Consider the following 18,466-nt stretch of genomic DNA (forward strand, 5'->3'; position numbering starts at 1 on the left):
CCCAAACCCCGCACCGAGGCCCACCCCCCACAGCGGACCCCGCTGTTCGACCAGTACGCGGAAGAGGACCACCGCAGGGCGGCAGGCGAGTGACGGGAACGGATTTCGGCAGGGCGCGGCGTAGGTGCTAGTGTTTCTACGTCGCAAGGGCCTGTAGCGCAGCCTGGTAGCGCATCTCGTTCGCAACGAGGGGGTCAGGGGTTCAAATCCCCTCAGGTCCACCGGCAGGGCCGTTCGCGGGTTAGCCCGGGAACGGTTCGCGAGATCCCGCTCAGACGGTCACCGTCGGGTCGGGATCTCGCCGTTTCAGGCGTGGTTAGTACGCAAGTCTGCCCGCCTGCCCGCTGGGGCGACGCCCTCCGGGTGGCCGGCCGGGATCGGCGGTGGATATGCGGGCATGCTGCGGGGACCGCGGGCGTGGGGCCGTGTGCCTGCGGTCTCGTGGCTCGTCGATCTTCAGATGTGGTCCGGTCGGCCGATCACGGGCTGCGGCCCATGACGCCGCCAACGGGCTCGGACGTGCCGGATAGGGGATGGGGACCTCGTCGACCTCCAAGTGGAGGACCGTGCGGGCGCTGTCCTTGCTAGCCCTGCGGAAGCGCTCCAATTCGATGATGTCCTCGACCATCACGGTGATCGCTGCCAGGAGGCTCTGGGCGACCCTTCCGCGGGGCTGCCGCTTCTCGCGGGCGTGCAGGGCCGCGTCGACCGACTTGAGGCGTCCGTTCCCTCCTTCGATGTGGGACCGCAGCGTCTGGTAGGCCAGGGCCCAGGACGTGGTTTGCCAGGGCAGGTCCTGCCGCATGCGCGGCATCACGTGTGCCTGCACGGTGACGGAGGACTGTCGCAACACTTGGGTCGCTCCCCGAAGGGCACGTTCGGGACCGTGACCGTCGGCCGACCCCCGGGGTGGGCCTTACGACTGCCGGAGTCTTCCAGGTCGATGACGGCCAGCACCTGTCTACTCTTGCGCGAGTTGCGCTGTTCCCGCTCTGCGGCCCAGGCGCAGTTGAGCTTTGTCGCAGGGCAGGAGTAGCGTTCGTTGCCACGCTCGTCCGCCGTGGCCTTGCGGACGAGTGCGTAGGACTCGGCCTCGTGAAGCTGCTCCCGCAGAGCAGAGGAATGCGCTCCCGCTCGTTCTTGGCGTCCCGGATGCGTTGGTAGAGGTCGAGCAGGGGACGGGGAGTCCGAGGGTAGAAGGTCGAGTGCGCAAGGATAGGTCATTAACGAGGCTCCCGGGTTGCTCGGTTGAGACGTCAGACACCTCGACCAACCACACAGGGGCCTCGCCCGTAACGGCCTTTGGTCCGTCACCCGATCAGTGACCACTCTGAAGAAGCTCAGTGGGTGCGGCTAAGAGTTGTCCCGCAACTCTGGAGACCGCTTGCCGGTGTCCGCTTAGACCAGCTTCGTCGGGATCCTGTTGAGGCCGGGCGTCGGGGCGGAACCGGACAATTCGATCCAGGTGTGTGGTGATCCACCAGCCTCTGCCTGAGTTACGGGACAACGCTTAGGCTGAAGCCTGTTGTTAGATTGGCTGCTGGGGGGCGTGCAGAAGGATGTCTTCGGGCTTCACGGTTGGACACCTCGTCGAGTTCACGGGGGCTCCGGGCATCGGCCGGGTTGGCGCCATCGACGGCGAGATGCTGCGCGTCGACTTCTTCGAATCAGTAGCCGAGGAGATCGTCCATTCTCAGCGTGTGACGGCGAGGAGTTGCTGGCGTGCCAAGCTCGAAGCCGAAACGCGGGTCTACTGGCGCGAACCGAGCACCGGAGATTGGCTCGCTGGCCGGGTCACGGGGGAGCATCTCCCGGAATACTTCATCCAGGTCCCCAACAAGAAGTGGAACGAACGCGCGAACGGGTGCGATCTCCGGGTGCGCTGGAACCACCCCGTTCACGATCCCCTCCAAGTCCTCACGACTGGTGGTAGCGAGTCGGGGTTCTTCCGCGACGCTCGGCTTCCCTTCCTGCGTGACCTCGTTGCCCAACGGGCTGCTTGCGCGAACATGGCTGCGCTGCTGTCCTCGGCTGCCGAGATCTTCCCACACCAGCTCCGCGCGGCGATGACGGTGCTCACTGACCCAGTGCAGCGATACCTCATCGCAGACGAAGTAGGCCTCGGGAAGACCATCGAGGCTGGTTTCGTCATCCGGCAGACTCTCCTGGACGATCCGCAGGCACGAATAACGGTCGTTGCCCCCGAGCCACTGCGGCGCCAGTGGGACAAGGAGCTCCGCGACAAGTTCTTCGTCGACGACTTTTCATCAGCCCGCATTTTGATCACGTCCCACGAGACGCCGGAGAAGTGGTCCGCGTACCACGACAGTGCACTTGTCATCGTGGAGGAAGCCCATGCACTGGTGCAGAACGCCGACGAGGGCCTCTCGCCTTACCGGGAACTAGCCGCCCTGGCTCACTCCGCGCCGAAGCTTCTGCTCCTGTCCGCGACCCCCGTGATTTCGCACTACGCCACTCACCTCGGCCTACTGCACCTGCTCGACCGCGACCTCTACAGCTGGGACGACCGCGAAGCTTTCGAGCACCGCTATGCCCTACGAGCCGAGTTGGCCGACAGCGTCTACGCCCTGGATGCCACCTTCACCTTGCTGCTGAGGTCCACGCTCGACGACATCCGGCGGATCATCCCCGATGACCCCCGATTTGAGCACCTTGCAGGTCGGATCGTCGAACGTCTCACTGAGGACGCAGTCCCTCTACTGGAAGAGGCAACAGGCACCTGGGCGTGGGAAACGCCGGCGGGCAGCGTCCCAGAGTGGGTAAAGCCCGCAGTCAAACCTTTCGCGTCATGGTCCACCCTGATCGACGGGCAAGTCACGGTGCTCAGCGACTGGCTGAGCGAAATCCGAATGCGGCAACCCCGCAGCACCCCAGGGAATCACACCCTGGCCAGCATCAGAACTGCCGTTGATAGGGCAAGAGAGGTCAGTCTGTCGTTGCCCGCGCACCGAGCGCGTGAACTCGATGCTCTCCTTGAGCAGGCAGCTGCTGTGGAGTGGTCCACGATCTCCGCTCTGGAAGATGACCTGGGCCGGTGTTTCGACGACGATCGCCCTGAGGCGTCGCGTCTGATTGCGCGTATTCACACGGCCGCCCAAGACCGAGGAGCTTCTATCGAAGTTATCCGGAACCTACTTTGTGTCGCTGATGAGTGGCTTGATGAGGCACTGAAGGGTGCCGAGATGCGGGCGAGTTCTTCGGCCGCAAAGAGCGCAGCCGAGGGTGTGCAGGAACTCATTACCGAATGGCGTTCTCTGGCAGCTGAAGGGGCTGATCAACAGTGACTCGGATGTCCGTGTACGAGAAGGCAAAGCTGCTTGAGGATCATGCTTCACGCATCGCGGATGGCGAGGACTCTCAGCGGCAGGCCGCTCGTGTATCAAGCCGGTTGCTGGAGCTCCACTCTCAGCTCAACCAGCTTCGATCGCAAGTGGCTATCACACAGGCCCTACAGTCCCGTGGCGCTGGACTCGACATCGACTTGTCTGGCATCGACGATGGGAGAGCTGGATTTGAGCGCAGTCTGGGACCTAGCGGACTCCCTTCCAACCCGGTGTTCAACACGGCTAAGAAGAAGACACAGGCAGTAACCGATCGCCTCGCGGAAGAGAATCAAGCGGCTTGGTCTGCCTGGACAGAGCAACTCCTGACGGAGCTGCCCCTGGCACGAATCTCGATGCTTGTCGAAGTCGAAACCGAGAAGCGGGCATCCAAGCGACAACGCGAACTACAGCGGATCGCCAAAGGCACGGTCTCTAAAGAGGCCATCACCACATTCGCAACGACGTACGCCGGTCTAGCAGAACTTCTTCGAGACACTCAAGATCCGCCGGAAGCACTCGTCAACCTGCTCGACCGGCTACGCGAGCAGCCTGGCCTGACGCTAAGGGACGTCACAGACGAAGAGATCACGCTCCTCCGTAAATGCGGGATGGACGCTTACATCGGCTTGCAGAGGAAGGGTTCGTGAACCAGAGCACAGTAGGCCGGAAGTTCGCCAACGAACTCCTGAACCAACTTGAAGATCTTGAATTGCCTCTCCTCATGTGGGGCGTGACGGAAGGCGCGCTCTCAGAGGATGACGTCCTCAATTGCATCGAGCAGTACCTCGAGGAATGCGAGAATCCGCCAGCACTATCAGCTATCGAGATACTGCGCGAGATGCAGGGCCGTGCACTGCTCTTCAAGGTGCCTTGGCCTAGCTACGGATCAATCCGGTATCGCACTCGCTTTGCCGAAGCTCTGCGCTTGACCGCTGGACTGCGCCAACTCTTCCGCCCTCGCGGAGACTGGGCAGACGACACCCCCAACGGATGGTGGCGGCAAGGGAAGCGACTCGTTGCTGACTACCGCCTACACGTTCGCTACCGCCGTTATCCTGATCGAGATATCCCAGGCTCCCAAGCACTCAAGGAGTTGCGCACCCTTCCCGGTTGGGGCGAACTTCAAGACCGCGTTGCCCAAGACCAACTGGGCGACAAGAACCTCGCCCGTTTTCAGTTGGAGGCAACGCAAGCTGTCTTCTCCTCACTCCAGGGCCAAAACCGTTCCAAGGGCATCATCGTCAGCGCCGGCACCGGCAGCGGCAAGACGCTGTCCTTCTACCTGCCCGCCTTCGCAGCCATGGCGGAGCACGCGACCAACAGGGTCCAGAACAGGATCCACACTCTGGCTCTGTATCCGCGAACTGAGTTGCTGCGGGATCAGTTGCGCGATGCGATCGTCAATGCGCGCAGCGTTCAGAGCGCGCTCGTCGGCCAGGGGAAGAGGCCTCTGCGTCTCGGCGCACTCTACGGAGGCACCCCGAACCACGCCGACGACTGGCGACTCCAGCCCGGACGAGGCTCCGGCCGTTGGGCACGTGTAAGGGACGGCGCCGTGTGTCCCTTCCTTCCCTGTCCCAGCCCTGAGTGTGAAGACGGCGAGTTGATTTGGTCCGACAGGGACCGAGCTGAACGCGTTGAACGCCTCATATGCCGACGCTGCTGGGAGGAAATCCCGGACGGCCAACTCGCCCTGACCCGCGAGTCCTTGAAGAAGAACCCGCCGCACCTGTTGTTCACCACTACGGAGATGCTGAACAACTGCAGCGCCGACGGCTACCTCGATAGCCTCCTGGGCTGGCGCGGGGGAAGCGTGCCGTCCCTGATGCTCCTCGATGAAGTGCACACCTACTCGGGAGTGCACGGGGCACAGGTCGCCTACCTCCTACGCAGATGGAGGGACGCAGTAGGCAAACCCGTAACTTTCGTGGGCCTCAGCGCCACGCTGCGCGACGCGAACCAGTTCTTCGCACAGTTGGTTGGCCTGCGTGAGAGTGACGTGGACCACATTGCACCCGAAGATGCCACCATGGTGCGGGAAGGCCGCGAGTATGCGCTTGCGCTGCGAGGCGACCCAGTCTCGGGAGCCAGTCTCCTGTCCACGTCGATCCAGACTGCGATGCTCTGGGGCCGCGTACTCGACAACGGTGACGACGCCTTTCTCTACGGCTCAACCGGGTTCCTCTTCACGGATGCCCTGGACGTCACCAACCGCTTCTACAAGTACCTCCGCGACGCCGAGGGCGACCAGGACCATCGCGGGCGCACGAAGCGCCGGGGTGACGTGCTGGCCGGGTTGCGGTCACGTGCGCGCCCTGAGCCCGGGCCTCGCTACCTCGAGGGACAGAACTGGGAACTCGTCGAGCGGATCGGTCATGAACTCGACCCCGATCTCCGCATGCACCCCTTGATCATCGGGCGGACCTCATCCCAGGACGCGGGGGTGAACCGCAACGCGAACCTCACGATCGCTACAGCGTCGTTGGAAGTGGGCTTCAACGATCCCCGGGTTGGTCTCGTCCTTCAACACAAGGCACCGCGGAATGCCGCTTCGTTCATCCAGCGCCGCGGTCGCGCCGGCCGAGAGCGCGGGACTCGGCCGCTGACCATCGTGACCTTGTCGGACTACGGTCGCGATCGCCTGGCCTACCAGGGCTACGAAACGCTCTTTGCCCCGGAGGTCGCTGCCACGACCCTCCCGCTCAAGAACCGGTACGTCCTCAAGATCCAGGGAGCCCAGGCTCTTCTTGACTGGGCCGGGCGCAGGATGCGTGCCCAGGTCGGGCGCGGCGACGTTCGGAAGCTCCTGACAACCCCGGATGACCCGAGGATCTTGTCCGAGTACGAGAACGAGCGCCTCGGACTGATCAAGATTCTGCATCAACTGCTGACCGAGGAGCGTGTCCAGGACGAGTTTGCACGGCACCTCGTCAAGGCGTTGAAGATCAGCGTTGACGACGCACAGGCCGTGTTGTGGGAACAGCCTCGCTCCCTCCTCCTGGCCGTCGTGCCCACGGCTCTTCGCCGGCTCCGCTCCCGTTGGGAACCTCTTGTAAACGACCCCGGCATGGGCAAGAAGGCCATGCTCCCCGAGTTCATCACCCGGACCCTGTTCGAGCCGCTGAACCTTCCTGAGGTCGATCTGGAACTCCCCTTCGACAACGGGAACGGATCCATCGAGCACATGCCCATAGGTAAGGCATTGACTGAAGCCGTGCCGGGACGGGTCAGTCGGCGCTTCGGGTACCTAGACGACACTCACCGCACGTGGCTCCCCATCCCCGACGAGGACGGCAATGTGCTCAACCTGAGGGAAATCGTCACCGAGGGCAGGCTGGAGGGCACTTGGCAGCCTCATGGACATGATGGCGCCAACGTCGAAGTCGTCCGCCCCTTGGGCCTGGCGCTTTCCCAACCCGATCCCGACATCGTGGACCAGTCCCACGGACAGCCGCAGTGGGGCACCCAGATCGTCGTGGAGGACGACGCGCCCCTCAGTGAGGGCACCGTGCCGAAGCCGTCCCTCTGGCAACGTCGCATTGATACGGTCAGCTTTGCGACTCACGCGGTCGGCAACCCTGTACAAGTGCGCCGCATGACATTCGGCGCTGAGTGCAACGTCCGCCGGGAACGCCAGAACAGTCAAGCCCGCACTGTTCGGTACGAACTCCGGGGACGACCGGCCGCTCTCGGATTCGCCTTGGGCGTCGATGCCATCCGCTTCGAACTCAAGCCGCTCAACCTCGACGATCCAACTGTCAGGGAGTACCTCACTACGCCTCAGTGGCGCTCCCTGGCCTTCTTGCACACGGTTCAGGACGATCCGGCCTTGGCTGAGATCTCCGACAGCTTCCAGAGGGAGCGCCTGGCCCAGATCTATCTGACCGCGTTCGCTCTGGCCGGACTCGATGGGAACCGCACGAACGCTGACGTCCGTGCGCTGCTGAAGAACGGCGCCTGGACTCACGATCTCTCCAAGATCTTCCAAGTGCTCTACCGCGACTCCGACGTGACTGAGCAGGAGGTCCACGGTGATCGACTCGTGTCAGAGTTGATCAAGCTCGTCGCCAACAGCACGGTCATCACAGCTCTGGACAGGGCAGCAGAGTTGCTGGTAGCAGAGGACATTTCAGCCGAGACCAGCCCGCTCGCCCGGCGCACATACCGCGACACGATGGCAGCTGCGATTCTCGCTGCTGCTCAACGCGCGTGCCCGAACGCACAGGACGGCGATCTCATCGTTGACACACTTCCCGGTGAGGGAGAGGACTCGCTCACCGAGGTGTGGCTCAGCGAAACGTCCGTGGGTGGGTTGGGGATCGTCGAGCAGTTGGTCGACTTCTACTCGAAGGATCCCCGGCAATTCTGGGGGCTGGTGACGAGCAGCCTCGCACCAAGCGAATACGAGTACGTCGACGCCACACTGACCCGGTTCCTCCGGCACGTCATCGACGAACCCAGCGGAACAGCTGCCCAGGCAATGGCGACACTCCGGGCCAGCAGTTCCGCCAAAGAAGCCGAGGACGCTCTGGACGTCCTTCGCGAGGCCTGGGCACGGCTCGACGGCCCGCCTCGGCATGCAGCCGTTGCTGCCCTGTCCACGCGGCTTCTACGCCCGGGGTCCGGACCCGATACTGACGTCACCGCTCTCATCCTTGTTGACGCATGGACGGAGTTGGAACAACGTCTCCGGGTCGAGGTCGACGCCCGCGTAATCGCATACGCCGTCGGATCCGGCAAGCTCCAGTTGGAAGGCGCCCGGTCCCTGACCGCAGACCAGGTCTTCAGTCTTCTCTGGCCTCGTGGCCACCAGGCCCGCACTCAAGACTTGATGCACTACCAGCCATACGCTGACGACCCCGTCCTCGAGCGTCTGCTGGTCCAAGCCGCACACGATGACCGTATACCGGTGATCGACGTGACCGGGCCCACCTGGGATAACGCCTACCGGCAGCAATTGACCGCAACCTCAGCTGTCGAGCTGGTCTGTCCAGCGGGAGACGCAACTCTGATGGCTCAAGCCTTGAAGCAGGTCCCGGTCACGCCCATCGACCGGGATGTGCTGCGCGTCTACGGAGAAATCTGCGGCGTAGTCCGCCACCAGAACGAAATTCGAGTCAGGGTCGAATTGAGGGAGGCAGCCCAGTGAAATCCCAGGAACGAACCCTCCGCACTGGGCAGCACACCGCGATTCGCGTTGACACCTTGCTGTCCGCCGCGCTGATCGCGGAGTTCATCGCACCCAGCGACCACCTGTGGTTGGTGTCCGCGTGGATCACCGACGTCCAGGTCCTCGACAACAGCCACGGCGCCTACGACGCACTCTTTGGAGACACCCCTCCCGTGGGGTGCCGACTCTCAGACGCCGTGGCCCGCATCGCCCATGGTGGCGCACAGGTACACGTCGTGACTCGTGATGATCCCCACAACGAGGACTTCCTGCGCCGCCTGATGAAGGCGGCATCAGGAAGGCAGCTTCACATCGTCCGCGACCCGGATGTCCACGAGAAGACGCTGTGCGGGAATGACTGGATGCTGAGCGGATCGATGAACTTCACGATCCGAGGCATGGCCCGGAACGACGAAAAGATCACTTACCGGGCAGGCAGCGACGCTGCCGCTCAAGCACGCATTGACCTGGCCGAGCGGTGGGGGAACGGAGAATGAACCAGACCACGTCCTGGACCACTGATCGTATCCAGGCGTTCCTGCACAGGTTCTTCGGCCAGGGCAACGACGCGTGGCCCAAGATGGACCCCAAGCACTCGTGGACGGCGCGCACCGAGCCCTTCGTCAAGATCGCGCTGGGCGATAACGACGCGCCCATCGTCCTCCCTCGTTGGGTCGCCGAAAGCCAGGCGTACTCGATGTACGCCATCGCACGTGACCCAGCAGATGTCGGCAAGACAGCTGAACTCATTGAGGCATTTGCCGGGCCTACGTACATTTACTGCAACATGGAGCGCGGTGGCCTTCGTCCAACTCTCCTCAACCGGGACGATCCCGTGGAACGCGCCGTCATCGACCTGTCCGGCGAACGTTCCACTTTCCGGCTGACAACCGGGGAAAGCGACAAGTACCGGCAGGGCCTGACTGATGCTCTGCTACTGATGCAGCAGACCTACCTGAGGCGTCCGCCAAGGCTATGGCGCGTAGTAAAGCCGGTCGGGCGTCTCATCGCCGAGTTCGACGCGGCTCTCGCGGCCGGCGGCGAAGCTGCCTCGCTTGACCTCCTTGAGCAACTCGCCGCCGCGGGCGGGCTTACCGCGACGAATCTCGCGCATCTCAAGCTCAAGAGACTTGACCGTCTCGGAGCGAGTACCAAGGTGCTGGAGTTCCCGGCACTCCAGGACGTAGCCCGGCAAGATCCTCCTGCGCCGGTGAAGGCAGCAATCCTGAACGCCGTGTACACCGTTGCTCTGGAGGAGCCACTCGCGGCTCGAAATCTGGAGGCGGCCAGGTCCAACCTCATCAGCCACGGCAGGGCCGTCCCCGAGCTGCTCGCAGGCGACCCGCGGTCGTATGGACCACAGGCCATGACGGTGCTCCTTCTGGCTTGCGTGATCCTCAAGAACGTAGAGGCCGCACGCCGGTTCGTGACGGCTGCTGAGGACCTCGATCAAACACCCGAGATCCCCACACTCGTGTTGAACGAGGCCAATGCGCTCATTGCCCAGGCTTCGGGCGACCTCGATGCCTCCACAGTCGCGCAAGCCGAGGAGTCGGCAGACACGGCCACTCCGATCAACGATTGGCCAGCCCTGTTCTTCGCGCTCGCCGAGGGCGACAGCGCGGCGAAGGACGCACTGGATGAGGAACAGTGGACCCTGTGGCCCACTCCTGCAGAGCACGATGGGACCCTCGCCGAGTTCCTGGACGGGTTGAGCGACGGCGCCGCGCGAGAACTATGGCGGGCAGTGGGCTCGTTCATCGATGCCGTGGGCTACGATGACCCCGCACCCGAATGCGCCCACGCATTCATCCGCAACGCAGTGCTTTTCAACCGCTACAGCCCTGGCGACTTGGCGGCCTTGCAGGCGCTGATGGAGATCGCACTTCGCGCTGCTCCCTCTGCCGAGCAGTACGCGGAGATCCTTAAGGACATCGGTTCGGACACGGATCGGTGGGTTGCTCCCGAACGGGCCTCGGCTGTCTTGGACTTCGTCGACCGCTTGTTCCTTGCAGCGTGCCCTGATCCTGAGGCCCGCACGAGCCTGTGCTCGCAACTGCTCGGGCCTCTGTCTGCACATAGCCGCCGCCTCACTGAGGCAGACCTTGCCTTCGCGCGCCGGCTCTCTGAAGACCTCGGCATCAGCTTCTCCTGGGATGCTCCTGCTGGCGAAGACAGCAAGGAGAACACGCCCGTCGCGTTCCCCTCGGCGACGCTGCTTCTCTACTCACTGGACGAGGCAGTGCTCACCCGATGCCAGGAGGAACTGAAGCGGCTCGCTCCCGCTGTGAAGGTCTTGACGGCTTACGACCACGTAGGCACGCCGCAGCTGCGGCAGAAGGCCCGTACTGCGAATGTGATCGTTTTGGCCACGCGCTGTGCCAAGCACGCGGCCACCGGCTTCATTGATCAGAACAAGACAACAAAGCACGTCGGATATGCGAACGGGAGTGGCTCCGCATCGCTCCTCCGCGCTGCGGTCGATGCGCTCCGCATCGCAGCAGCAGAGTCCTAACAGAACGGCGGCCGCCCAGGACCGGGCGGCCGCCGCAGCAAGGCGCGAGCTATGGGCTAGGCGCTGACTCGGGCTTGCAGATAGCTGCTGAGCAGCCGTACGTCCTTGGACGTATTCTGCAGGCTGTTCCAGTTGGGCTGATGGTCATCTCCGAAGTTCCATTTACCCGAGGTCCAGGCCACGTGCTCTTCCAGCCCACGCAGAATGGCACGAACGTCATCCCAGTCGACCTTGTCGACCGGGACATCCGCAGTGAGCCGGTCCATGACGAAGCCCATCGCCTGGATGCCCACCCCATGGGTCAGCCTGGACTCCTTCGGGGGCTTCCCCCACGCCTCGCGGAAGATGCTTGCCACTGGCGTCCAGAAGGCCAGCAGGTGGGCCAGCATCCGCTCCTCGTCCCCGGTGCCGTCGGTGGCGTTGCGGTATTGGTACAAGGCGCCCTCGTAGATGCTGTGCTCCAGCATCTTCAGAACGCTGTTGTCCTTGATGTCTCCGGTCGGGGATGTGGGGCTGCTAATCCTTCCGCTGAAGGGACCGTCCCCCATATTCAGGTGGACCATGAGCCTCGCGGCGAGTGCCCTGCGCGCCAGAGAACGCGGCAGCTGGCCAGTGGTCTCGGGCAGGAGCTCGTACACGAGTCCCTTGGGGAGCGGCTTGGTGGAGTTGACCAGGATGAACTGCGACCGCTGCTCTTCCTGCCCGGATGCGATGAAGCCCACGGCGGCGACAGGGAACTCAGCGAGTTCAGCGTCCCTGATGGCGGCGCTGCGCTGCTGCCCGTCCACGAGCCAGGCCGGCTTCTCGTCGTCGGCCAGTGACTCGTCGACCGGGATGATCAGCTCGCCCGGGATGGAGTACTTCACATTGCCGCGGCGGACCGCTGGTTCGAACCTCACCCGCTCGTCGAACGCGAGGACCACGGCATTGGGGAGCATCGCTCCCTCGGACTCCACGTAGCGGCGGATTGAGCGGATGTGGCTAAGGACCTCGGGCCGCTGGTACCCCTGCAACCGCTTCTGGTCGTCACGGCGGATGCGCGACACGGCGGCAAAGTCGTGCAGTTTCTTGCCGTCGACGGCGAAGCAGTAGATCTCCTTGGTGCCTTGGAGGATCTTGAGGGCGGGTAGCTTTAGCTCGTAGCGGTCGGCCACATCATCTCCTGTTGGGTTACTTTGGGTGTTATGCGCGTTCTGGGTGATTATGTGAACGACAGCTTGCGCATCTTTGCTTCGAGTACCGTCATGTTATGGAATCCGCGGCGCTTGTTACGCTCGGACCCGCGGAATATAACCATCTCGATCTTGTGTTCCCGGCAGAGGTCGCATGGGCAGTGCTTCCATGGCCTGTCGGCCAGCGTGGCACCGTATCGCTCCAGTTGCCTGTCCAACTGCTTCAGCTTCTTGGCGTCGCCGAGGAGCACCTGGTAGCGGCGCAGGGCATCCAAGACCTCTGAGGCATCCACCAACTCCTTGTCGTAATCGCGTAGCAGTTGAAGGCACTCTCGCTCGGTCTTGATTGCTTCGGATTGGGATACGACGCCGGCCAGGATCAATCGCTTGAGAGCTGGATTTCCGTCGACCTGCGGAACGCGAATCGCCGTGTAGGCTGTATCTGCGGTGTGATAGTTGTTGCGCTCATCCATAAAAGCCTGACGGAAAGCAGAAGTGCTATCAAAGCTTTCTACGTAGAATTTCGCGAATTCTTGCATGCTGTCGACGCGAGTGATTCCGAGGAGATGGAAGTCAACTCCTTCTGCGCGAACTTTCGCAATCTTCTTCAGGCATTCCACGATCTCGGGTGTCTTCAGTGGAACCATGCCGCCTAGGGCGATCCGCTTGTAGCCCATTTTCTGAAGTCGGGCAACGCTGTCGGCGTAGCTGTCCGGGCTCCAGCCCTGTGCTGCGCCGACCGGTTCGAGCTTGTCGTCTTCTTCGAGGATCTTGGAATTGCGTGATCTGACAGCAGCGATGAATTCTTCAGCCAACTCCAGCGAAATCTCACGTCGCTTTACCCATGCAGGGTTTGCGTCCTCTTCGGTGAGTTCGGGCTCATATCCGAAGATTACGTGGTCGATGCTGATTCCGGAGTTGAACTTGCAGCCGATATAGAACTCGAGTACCTGATCAACCGTATAGGGTGGGCGCTCTTCGTCGATATAGTTGAAGGCTCCGCAGTCCCCCAGACTGCTCATCGTCTTGGGGAGCCTGAAGAAATTCCGCACGCCAAGCCGGTAGAGACGTTCACGCTGCGGTGCGCTGTACTTACCCGCCCCCTTGACGGACCCGTCGACAATGGCCTTGCTGACCAGGATGCCGTCATAAGGTGCCGGCTTCACAGCCTGATGGGCGTAGAAATCGTCCCGTTGCCGGACGCGAAAAGGAGAATACTCGTCATTGAGGAAGTCATAACTCGGACTGACCTGGTCCTGGCTGTCCGGGAAGTAGAACCTCACGCTGCGCCCATCCTTGCCTTCTGGTAAACACGAATCAGGTAATTCGACAGGATGTTGATGTGCTTTGTGATGTTCTCCAATTCGTTCCAGTTGTAGTTAATCTCGGGCCAGCGCCCCTTGGTCCAGCGGCAGTAGGGTTCGATTACGGCCAATTCGCCCATGACCTTGCTGTATGCCTCATCCGAGTTGATGTCTACCTCAAACATCACTCTCTCCATGACGCGGTCCATGAGCTGTCCCATTGACCGAATGCCGACGCCGTGCATCAGCCGGCTCTTATTGGGGGAGATTCCCCAGGCGTCAGGAAAGGTGTCTCGCACGGCCGTCCAGTAGACGACAAGGATCTTGCGAATAGTGCTCGTATCAATGGTTCCGCTGGACAAGTCTTTGTAAGGGAAGAGCACCCCAAAAGGCGACAATGACGCGGTGATCGCCTGAAGCAGGCTGTTGTCCTTAACGACAGTCTCAGATTTCCGGCTAGCTGTCGTCGACGCTTGTTTGATAAGGCCCTTAAAGGGTGAGTCGCCATCCTGGCTTAGTGCATTCACCAAGATCGCCGGAAGCTTACGAGCCGAGAGCTTGGTAGGTAGCTGAGTGTTCACTTCCGGCAGGAGTTCGGAGACCAGGTCGCTGGGGAGGGGCGACACTGTATTCACCCGCAAAAATTGCTCGCGCTGGACATGCAGATCTTCGGAAACGAAGCCAGCCACTGTGATAGGCAACTTGGCATTCCGAGTACGCGCAAGGGCCAGGCTCCGCTGCTGGCCATCAACGATGAGAGCCGGACGGGGAGCCTCCCGTGACTCTGGCAGTGGGATCTCAAGCATCCCAATGGTTGCAAGGCCGTCGCTAGGGTTCGGGCCGCGGCTTCCTCTGAAACGTACCGAGGATGGAAGTGCGAGGATGAGTCCGTTCGGAAACAGCACCTCGTCCCCGTCCAGATACTCCAAGATCTGCTTTACGTGCTGCTTCTTCTCGGGGCGCTGGTAGCCGAGGAGCTTTCCTGCCTCATCGCGTGAGATCCGCGCAACGTCGGCTACGACGTCGACTTCTCCGGCTTCCAGGGCAAAAAGGTACAAGGGGATGTCGGGGTGCTGATTGATCCGCAGAGCTCTGCGTGTGATGAGGTTCTCGGTCACTGATCCCCCATGGTTCGCTTGAACAAGGTGGCAAACCTGCTCTGTTCACATGCTCGGCCGCTGTCGCGCAGGATCCGCAACAGCCGCGTCCGTGAGATGCCCGGTTGAGCCCCCGTCTCCTGCCTAATGAAGGCGATGACCTCTGCATCGGTCATGGGCTGACGGCTGAGTTGTTCTGGCCTCGGTACACCCAACGCCCACTCGTGCCAGGCGGAACTGGTGGCCTCAGAGGTCAGTCGACTGTCCTCGCAGTGCTGGAGCCAGGAAGCGGCCATGCGGACATTGAGGCTCGTGAGGGGTCCGCCGAGCGCGAGTCGCAGCCCGGCGTCCGAGGCGACTCTTCGGATGCCGGGGATCTCTTCGACACCGCCTACCAGCAGCGCCTCGCTCGCAACGGCACCTAGAGCTCGGAGGTCGGCTTCCATGGCCTTCGCGTAGACCTCGGAGAGAACCATCAAGATTGGCCCGCTTTTTCCGAGTTCCTGCAATGTTGTGCGACTTTGCTCCTCTTGCAGGTGCTTCCACCACTGGGCGCTTCCATCCGCAGAGGTGGCTACCGAGTCAGCGTGTCGCGTGCTGAATGTCGCCGCGTATGCCGGGGCCGGCTCGGATGCTGGCCGAAGGCCGAGGCCGGCGGACGCGACCCATAGCCGTGCGTCGAAACCAGCCTTGGCGGCCGTAGTGACGAGGCGACGCGACTGTGTCCAGTGGTCGCCGCAGTAGAGCCTGTCGAGTGGATGGGTGACGGAGGCATCCGCGACGCGCCCCTTCCAGATGGTCGAGCGTTCCTCCACGGTCCCGACTGGTAGTGACCTTGCGTGCAGTGAGGCTTCCGGCGCTACAGCCTTACGGTCTGTACATGTGACCACAAGTGAAAGTTGCCTCACGCAGCTCGGCTCCCGACGCTCGTAACTACCAGTCTGTCGCCGTTACTCTACCTGTCACTTTTCGCGTAGGCTGCCGCAGTACACACGGAGCTAACTAGGAGCAGGCATGGCGGAGCGTTCCGCGATCGTTCTACTGAGTGGCGGACTGGACTCAACGACCGTTCTGGCGATCGCCAAGGACCAGGGCTACACGCCGTACGCGCTGAGCTTCCGCTACGGGCAGCGGCACAGCGTGGAGCTTGAGGCCGCGAAGCGTGTGGCTGAGGCGCAGGGGGTCGCTCGGCACGTCATCGCGGACATCGACCTGCGGGTTTTCGGCGGATCCGCGCTCACGTCGGACATCGACGTTCCGAAGCACGAGTCTCTGGACGACGCCGGGGACAAGGACACCGGCAGCAGCGTTCCTATTACGTACGTCCCGGCACGCAACACGATCTTCCTCTCCTTCGCCCTCGCCTATGCGGAGACGGTTGGGGCGAGCGACATCTTCACCGGAGTGACGGCGGTCGACTACAGTGGATACCCGGACTGCCGCCCTGAGTACATGGAGGCATACGAGCGCATGGCCAACTTGGCCACCCGCGCCGGGGTCGAGGGCACGCAGAGTCTCAAGCTCCACTCGCCGCTTATCGCCATGTCGAAGGCCGACATCGTCCGTGAGGGCCTGCGCCTCGGCGTGGACTACTCCCTCACCTCCTCTTGCTACGACCCGGACGAGCAGGGGCGGGCATGCGGACACTGCGAGACCTGCCTGCTTCGCCTCAAGGGCTTCGCCGAGGCCGGCGTCACCGACCCCGTGCAGTATCAGGGCGCGTGAGAATGACCTACCTGGTCAAGGAGATCTTCTACACCCTGCAAGGCGAAGGGAGTCACGCAGGCCGTCCAGCCGTCTTCTGTCGCTTCTCCCGGTGCAATCTGTGGACGGGCCTGGAGAAGGATCGTCACCGTGCGATCTGCCAGTTCTGCGACACAGATTTCGTCGGAACCGACGGGGAAGGCGGCGGCCGGTTCCGGACCCCGGACGACCTCGCTCAAGCCATCGAGCAGGCGTGGCCATCGTTGTCCAGGGAGCACCGCTTCGTGGTGTGCACCGGCGGCGAGCCGCTTCTACAACTCGACGAAGCGGTGATCGACGCGCTGCACGCCCGCGGCTTCGAGGTTGCCGTCGAGACGAACGGCACCCGCGTACCACCGAACGGCATCGACTGGCTCTGCGTCAGCCCCAAGATCGGTTCCGAACTGGTCGTGACCAGCGGAGACGAACTGAAGCTGGTCTACCCCCAACTTGGCGGCGACCCCCGTCAGTTCGAGCATCTGGATTTCCGGCACTTCCGGCTCCAGCCCATGGACGGCCCGGACGTTGAAACCAACACCAGGGCGACTGTCGACTACTGCATGAAGAACCCGCGCTGGATCCTCTCTCTCCAGACGCACAAGTATCTGGGAATTCAGTAATGGAAATCTTCCGCGAGTTCACCTTCGAAGCTGCACATCGCTTGCCCAACGTGCCGGAGGGCCACAAGTGCGCGCGCCTGCACGGCCACTCCTACAAGGTCATCGTCCATGTCGAGGCTCCCGTCGGCCCCGAGTCGGGCTGGGTCATGGACTTCGGCGACCTCAAGAAGGCCTTCAAGCCCCTCGAAGCGCAACTCGACCACTACTACCTCAACGACATTGAGGGCCTGGAGAACCCGACTAGCGAGGTCCTCGCCCGCTGGATCTGGGAGCGGCTGAAGCCGACCCTGCCCGACCTATCCGCGCTCACCGTCCGCGAGACGTGCACGTCCGGCTGCACCTATCGGGGGGAGTGAGCGATGCACGATATCCAAAACGAGACCGACACCCGCGGCATCGAGATTGACGATGTCGGCATCAGCGGCCTGCGCTACCCGCTGTACTTCGAAGACGGCCACCTCCGCCAGGAGGGCATCGCTGAGATCGAAGTGACCGTACGGCTCCAGCATGACCGCCGTGGCACCCACATGAGCCGCATGGTGGCTCTCGCCCACGAGCACCTTCGCCGGTTCGATCCGCGCAGGCTGCCGCACGTGCTGAAAGTCGGTGCGGACCTCCTGGACACACCGGCGCTTGCGGTGTCGGTAGCCGTCCCGTTGAGTACGACGGTGATCGCGCCTGCGACTGGCACCGAGTCGTTCCAGGTTCACGATGTCCGGTTCGACGGCCGCTGGGACGACGGAGACACGACGGTGATCACCTCGGTTACCACCGAGGTCACCAGTCTGTGCCCGTGTTCGAAAGCGATCTCTGACTATGGCGCCCACAATCAGCGCAGCCGCGTCACCCTGTCCGTGACAGGGCACGGGGAGACTCCCTATCCCTTTGGGGTGCAGCAAGCCGTACGACTCTTGGAACGGTGTGCGTCCGCTCCCGTCATGCCCTTGGTGAAACGTCCGGATGAACGTGCGTTGACGATGCAGGCGTACGACCATCCCGTGTTCGTCGAAGATATTGCTCGCGAAGTCAGCCACGTCTGCCGTGAGCGGGGTCTTCGTCACTCGGTGAGGGTCTGCAATCTAGAAAGCATCCATAGCCACGACGCTGTCGCATACGTCGCTGGATGAGACCTGCACCCGGCAGGCCGTTCACAAATCCAGGTGTGAGCGGTTGGCGGGGTCCCGTCCGATCATGTCGATCGAGCGGGGATTTGCGTTTCTGGGGGCCGCCGCCTCCTCTCCACGCGGTGCCCGCAGAGGCTGCCGGGGCCGGGGGCATGTGCCGCGTCGTCATCGTGACAGGAAGTCGGCGATGCGGTGGGTGGTCCAGGTGGGGCGTTCTTCGGCGATGAAGTGGCCGGTGGCGGGGACCGTTTCCATGGTCATGGCGTCGGCGTGCCGGTGGGAGAGGTCGGGGAGGCCGCGGGTGAGGGGGTCGTGGGCGCCATAGTCAGAGATCGCTTTCGAACACGGGCACAGACTGGTGACCTCGGTGGTAACCG

General features: G+C 62.7%; 14 protein-coding genes and 1 tRNA gene. 10 read left to right on the forward strand and 5 right to left on the reverse strand.

Annotation, left to right across the window (positions count from 1 at the left end):
- Positions 1-147: 147 nt before the first annotated feature.
- The 6 genes from ACSNOC_RS22800 to dpdD all read left to right on the forward strand — a co-directional run bounded on the left by ACSNOC_RS22800 (position 148) and on the right by dpdD (position 11,029).
- Positions 148-221: transfer RNA gene (locus tag ACSNOC_RS22800), tRNA-Ala, on the forward strand.
- A gap of 1,338 nt (positions 222-1,559) precedes the next feature.
- Complete coding sequence (gene dpdE, locus ACSNOC_RS22805; protein WP_436749414.1) at positions 1,560-3,305, forward strand: protein DpdE; 1,746 nt, start codon at positions 1,560-1,562, stop codon at positions 3,303-3,305.
- A 5-nt stretch (positions 3,306-3,310) separates the two neighbouring features.
- A complete protein-coding gene (locus ACSNOC_RS22810) occupies positions 3,311-3,991 on the forward strand; it encodes a hypothetical protein (RefSeq protein WP_436749415.1) in 681 nt (226 codons plus the stop codon).
- Positions 3,988-8,493, forward strand: a complete 4,506-nt coding sequence (gene dpdJ, locus ACSNOC_RS22815; RefSeq protein WP_436749416.1) for a protein DpdJ — start codon at positions 3,988-3,990, stop codon at positions 8,491-8,493. The genes ACSNOC_RS22810 and dpdJ overlap by 4 nt, the downstream gene beginning before the upstream one ends.
- Entirely contained in the window at positions 8,490-9,011 is a 522-nt protein-coding gene (gene dpdK, locus ACSNOC_RS22820; RefSeq protein ID WP_436749417.1) for a phospholipase D-like domain-containing protein DpdK, read from the forward strand. The genes dpdJ and dpdK overlap by 4 nt, the downstream gene beginning before the upstream one ends.
- Entirely contained in the window at positions 9,008-11,029 is a 2,022-nt protein-coding gene (gene dpdD / locus ACSNOC_RS22825) for a protein DpdD (RefSeq protein ID WP_436749418.1), read from the forward strand. Before dpdK ends, dpdD begins: the two co-directional genes overlap by 4 nt.
- A 56-nt stretch (positions 11,030-11,085) precedes the next feature.
- Here dpdD and dbpB (ACSNOC_RS22830) read toward each other — a convergent pair whose 3' ends face one another.
- The 4 genes from dbpB (ACSNOC_RS22830) to ACSNOC_RS22845 are packed head-to-tail and all read right to left on the reverse strand — an operon-like array spanning position 11,086 to position 15,417.
- The gene (gene dbpB / locus ACSNOC_RS22830) at positions 11,086-12,183 is read right to left on the reverse strand and encodes a DGQHR domain-containing protein DpdB (RefSeq protein ID WP_436749419.1); all 1,098 of its coding nucleotides are present in this window, start codon (positions 12,181-12,183) and stop codon (positions 11,086-11,088) included.
- Between the two features lie 47 nt (positions 12,184-12,230).
- Positions 12,231-13,484, reverse strand: a complete 1,254-nt coding sequence (dpdA, locus tag ACSNOC_RS22835) for a tRNA-guanine transglycosylase DpdA (RefSeq protein WP_436749420.1) — start codon at positions 13,482-13,484, stop codon at positions 12,231-12,233.
- Positions 13,481-14,623 carry a DGQHR domain-containing protein DpdB gene (dbpB, locus tag ACSNOC_RS22840; RefSeq protein ID WP_436749421.1) on the reverse strand — a complete coding sequence of 381 codons (1,143 nt, stop codon included), beginning with the start codon at positions 14,621-14,623 and terminating at the stop codon, positions 13,481-13,483. Before dbpB (ACSNOC_RS22840) ends, dpdA begins: the two co-directional genes overlap by 4 nt.
- Positions 14,620-15,417, reverse strand: a complete 798-nt coding sequence (locus ACSNOC_RS22845; RefSeq protein WP_436749422.1) for a hypothetical protein — start codon at positions 15,415-15,417, stop codon at positions 14,620-14,622. The genes dbpB (ACSNOC_RS22840) and ACSNOC_RS22845 overlap by 4 nt, the downstream gene beginning before the upstream one ends.
- Positions 15,418-15,616: 199 nt before the next feature.
- On the opposite strand from ACSNOC_RS22845, the gene queC reads away from it, so the two are divergent.
- Genes queC through ACSNOC_RS22865 form a run of 4 tightly spaced genes read left to right on the forward strand, consistent with a single transcriptional unit; the run spans position 15,617 to position 18,092 of the window.
- The gene (gene queC / locus ACSNOC_RS22850) at positions 15,617-16,327 is read left to right on the forward strand and encodes a 7-cyano-7-deazaguanine synthase QueC (RefSeq protein WP_436749423.1); all 711 of its coding nucleotides are present in this window, start codon (positions 15,617-15,619) and stop codon (positions 16,325-16,327) included.
- A gap of 2 nt (positions 16,328-16,329) precedes the next feature.
- On the forward strand, positions 16,330-16,965 hold the full coding sequence (gene queE / locus ACSNOC_RS22855; RefSeq protein ID WP_436749424.1) for a 7-carboxy-7-deazaguanine synthase: 636 nt from the start codon (positions 16,330-16,332) through the stop codon (positions 16,963-16,965).
- Positions 16,965-17,321: a 6-carboxytetrahydropterin synthase QueD gene (gene queD, locus ACSNOC_RS22860; RefSeq protein WP_436749425.1), complete on the forward strand. Its 357-nt coding sequence runs from the start codon at positions 16,965-16,967 to the stop codon at positions 17,319-17,321. The genes queE and queD overlap by 1 nt, the downstream gene beginning before the upstream one ends.
- 3 nt (positions 17,322-17,324) lie before the next feature.
- The gene (locus ACSNOC_RS22865; RefSeq protein ID WP_436749426.1) at positions 17,325-18,092 is read left to right on the forward strand and encodes a GTP cyclohydrolase I FolE2; all 768 of its coding nucleotides are present in this window, start codon (positions 17,325-17,327) and stop codon (positions 18,090-18,092) included.
- A gap of 162 nt (positions 18,093-18,254) precedes the next feature.
- Here the strand turns inward: ACSNOC_RS22865 and ACSNOC_RS22870 are convergent.
- A partial coding sequence (locus tag ACSNOC_RS22870) for a hypothetical protein (protein WP_436749427.1) occupies positions 18,255-18,466 on the reverse strand: 212 nt, incomplete at its 5' end.

Source organism: Streptomyces sp. URMC 129 (assembly GCF_051386415.1).
Classification (GTDB): Bacteria; Actinomycetota; Actinomycetes; order Streptomycetales; family Streptomycetaceae; genus Streptomyces.

What these genes read in the sequence shown, in the direction of transcription:
- dpdE (WP_436749414.1), top strand. Translation starts at nt 1,560, where the DNA reads ATGTCTTCGGGCTTCACGGTTGGACACCTCGTCGAGTTCACGGGGGCT.
- ACSNOC_RS22810 (WP_436749415.1), top strand. Translation starts at nt 3,311, where the DNA reads ATGTCCGTGTACGAGAAGGCAAAGCTGCTTGAGGATCATGCTTCACGC.
- dpdD (WP_436749418.1), top strand. Translation starts at nt 9,008, where the DNA reads ATGAACCAGACCACGTCCTGGACCACTGATCGTATCCAGGCGTTCCTG.
- queC (WP_436749423.1), top strand. Translation starts at nt 15,617, where the DNA reads ATGGCGGAGCGTTCCGCGATCGTTCTACTGAGTGGCGGACTGGACTCA.
- queE (WP_436749424.1), top strand. Translation starts at nt 16,330, where the DNA reads ATGACCTACCTGGTCAAGGAGATCTTCTACACCCTGCAAGGCGAAGGG.
- queD (WP_436749425.1), top strand. Translation starts at nt 16,965, where the DNA reads ATGGAAATCTTCCGCGAGTTCACCTTCGAAGCTGCACATCGCTTGCCC.
- ACSNOC_RS22865 (WP_436749426.1), top strand. Translation starts at nt 17,325, where the DNA reads ATGCACGATATCCAAAACGAGACCGACACCCGCGGCATCGAGATTGAC.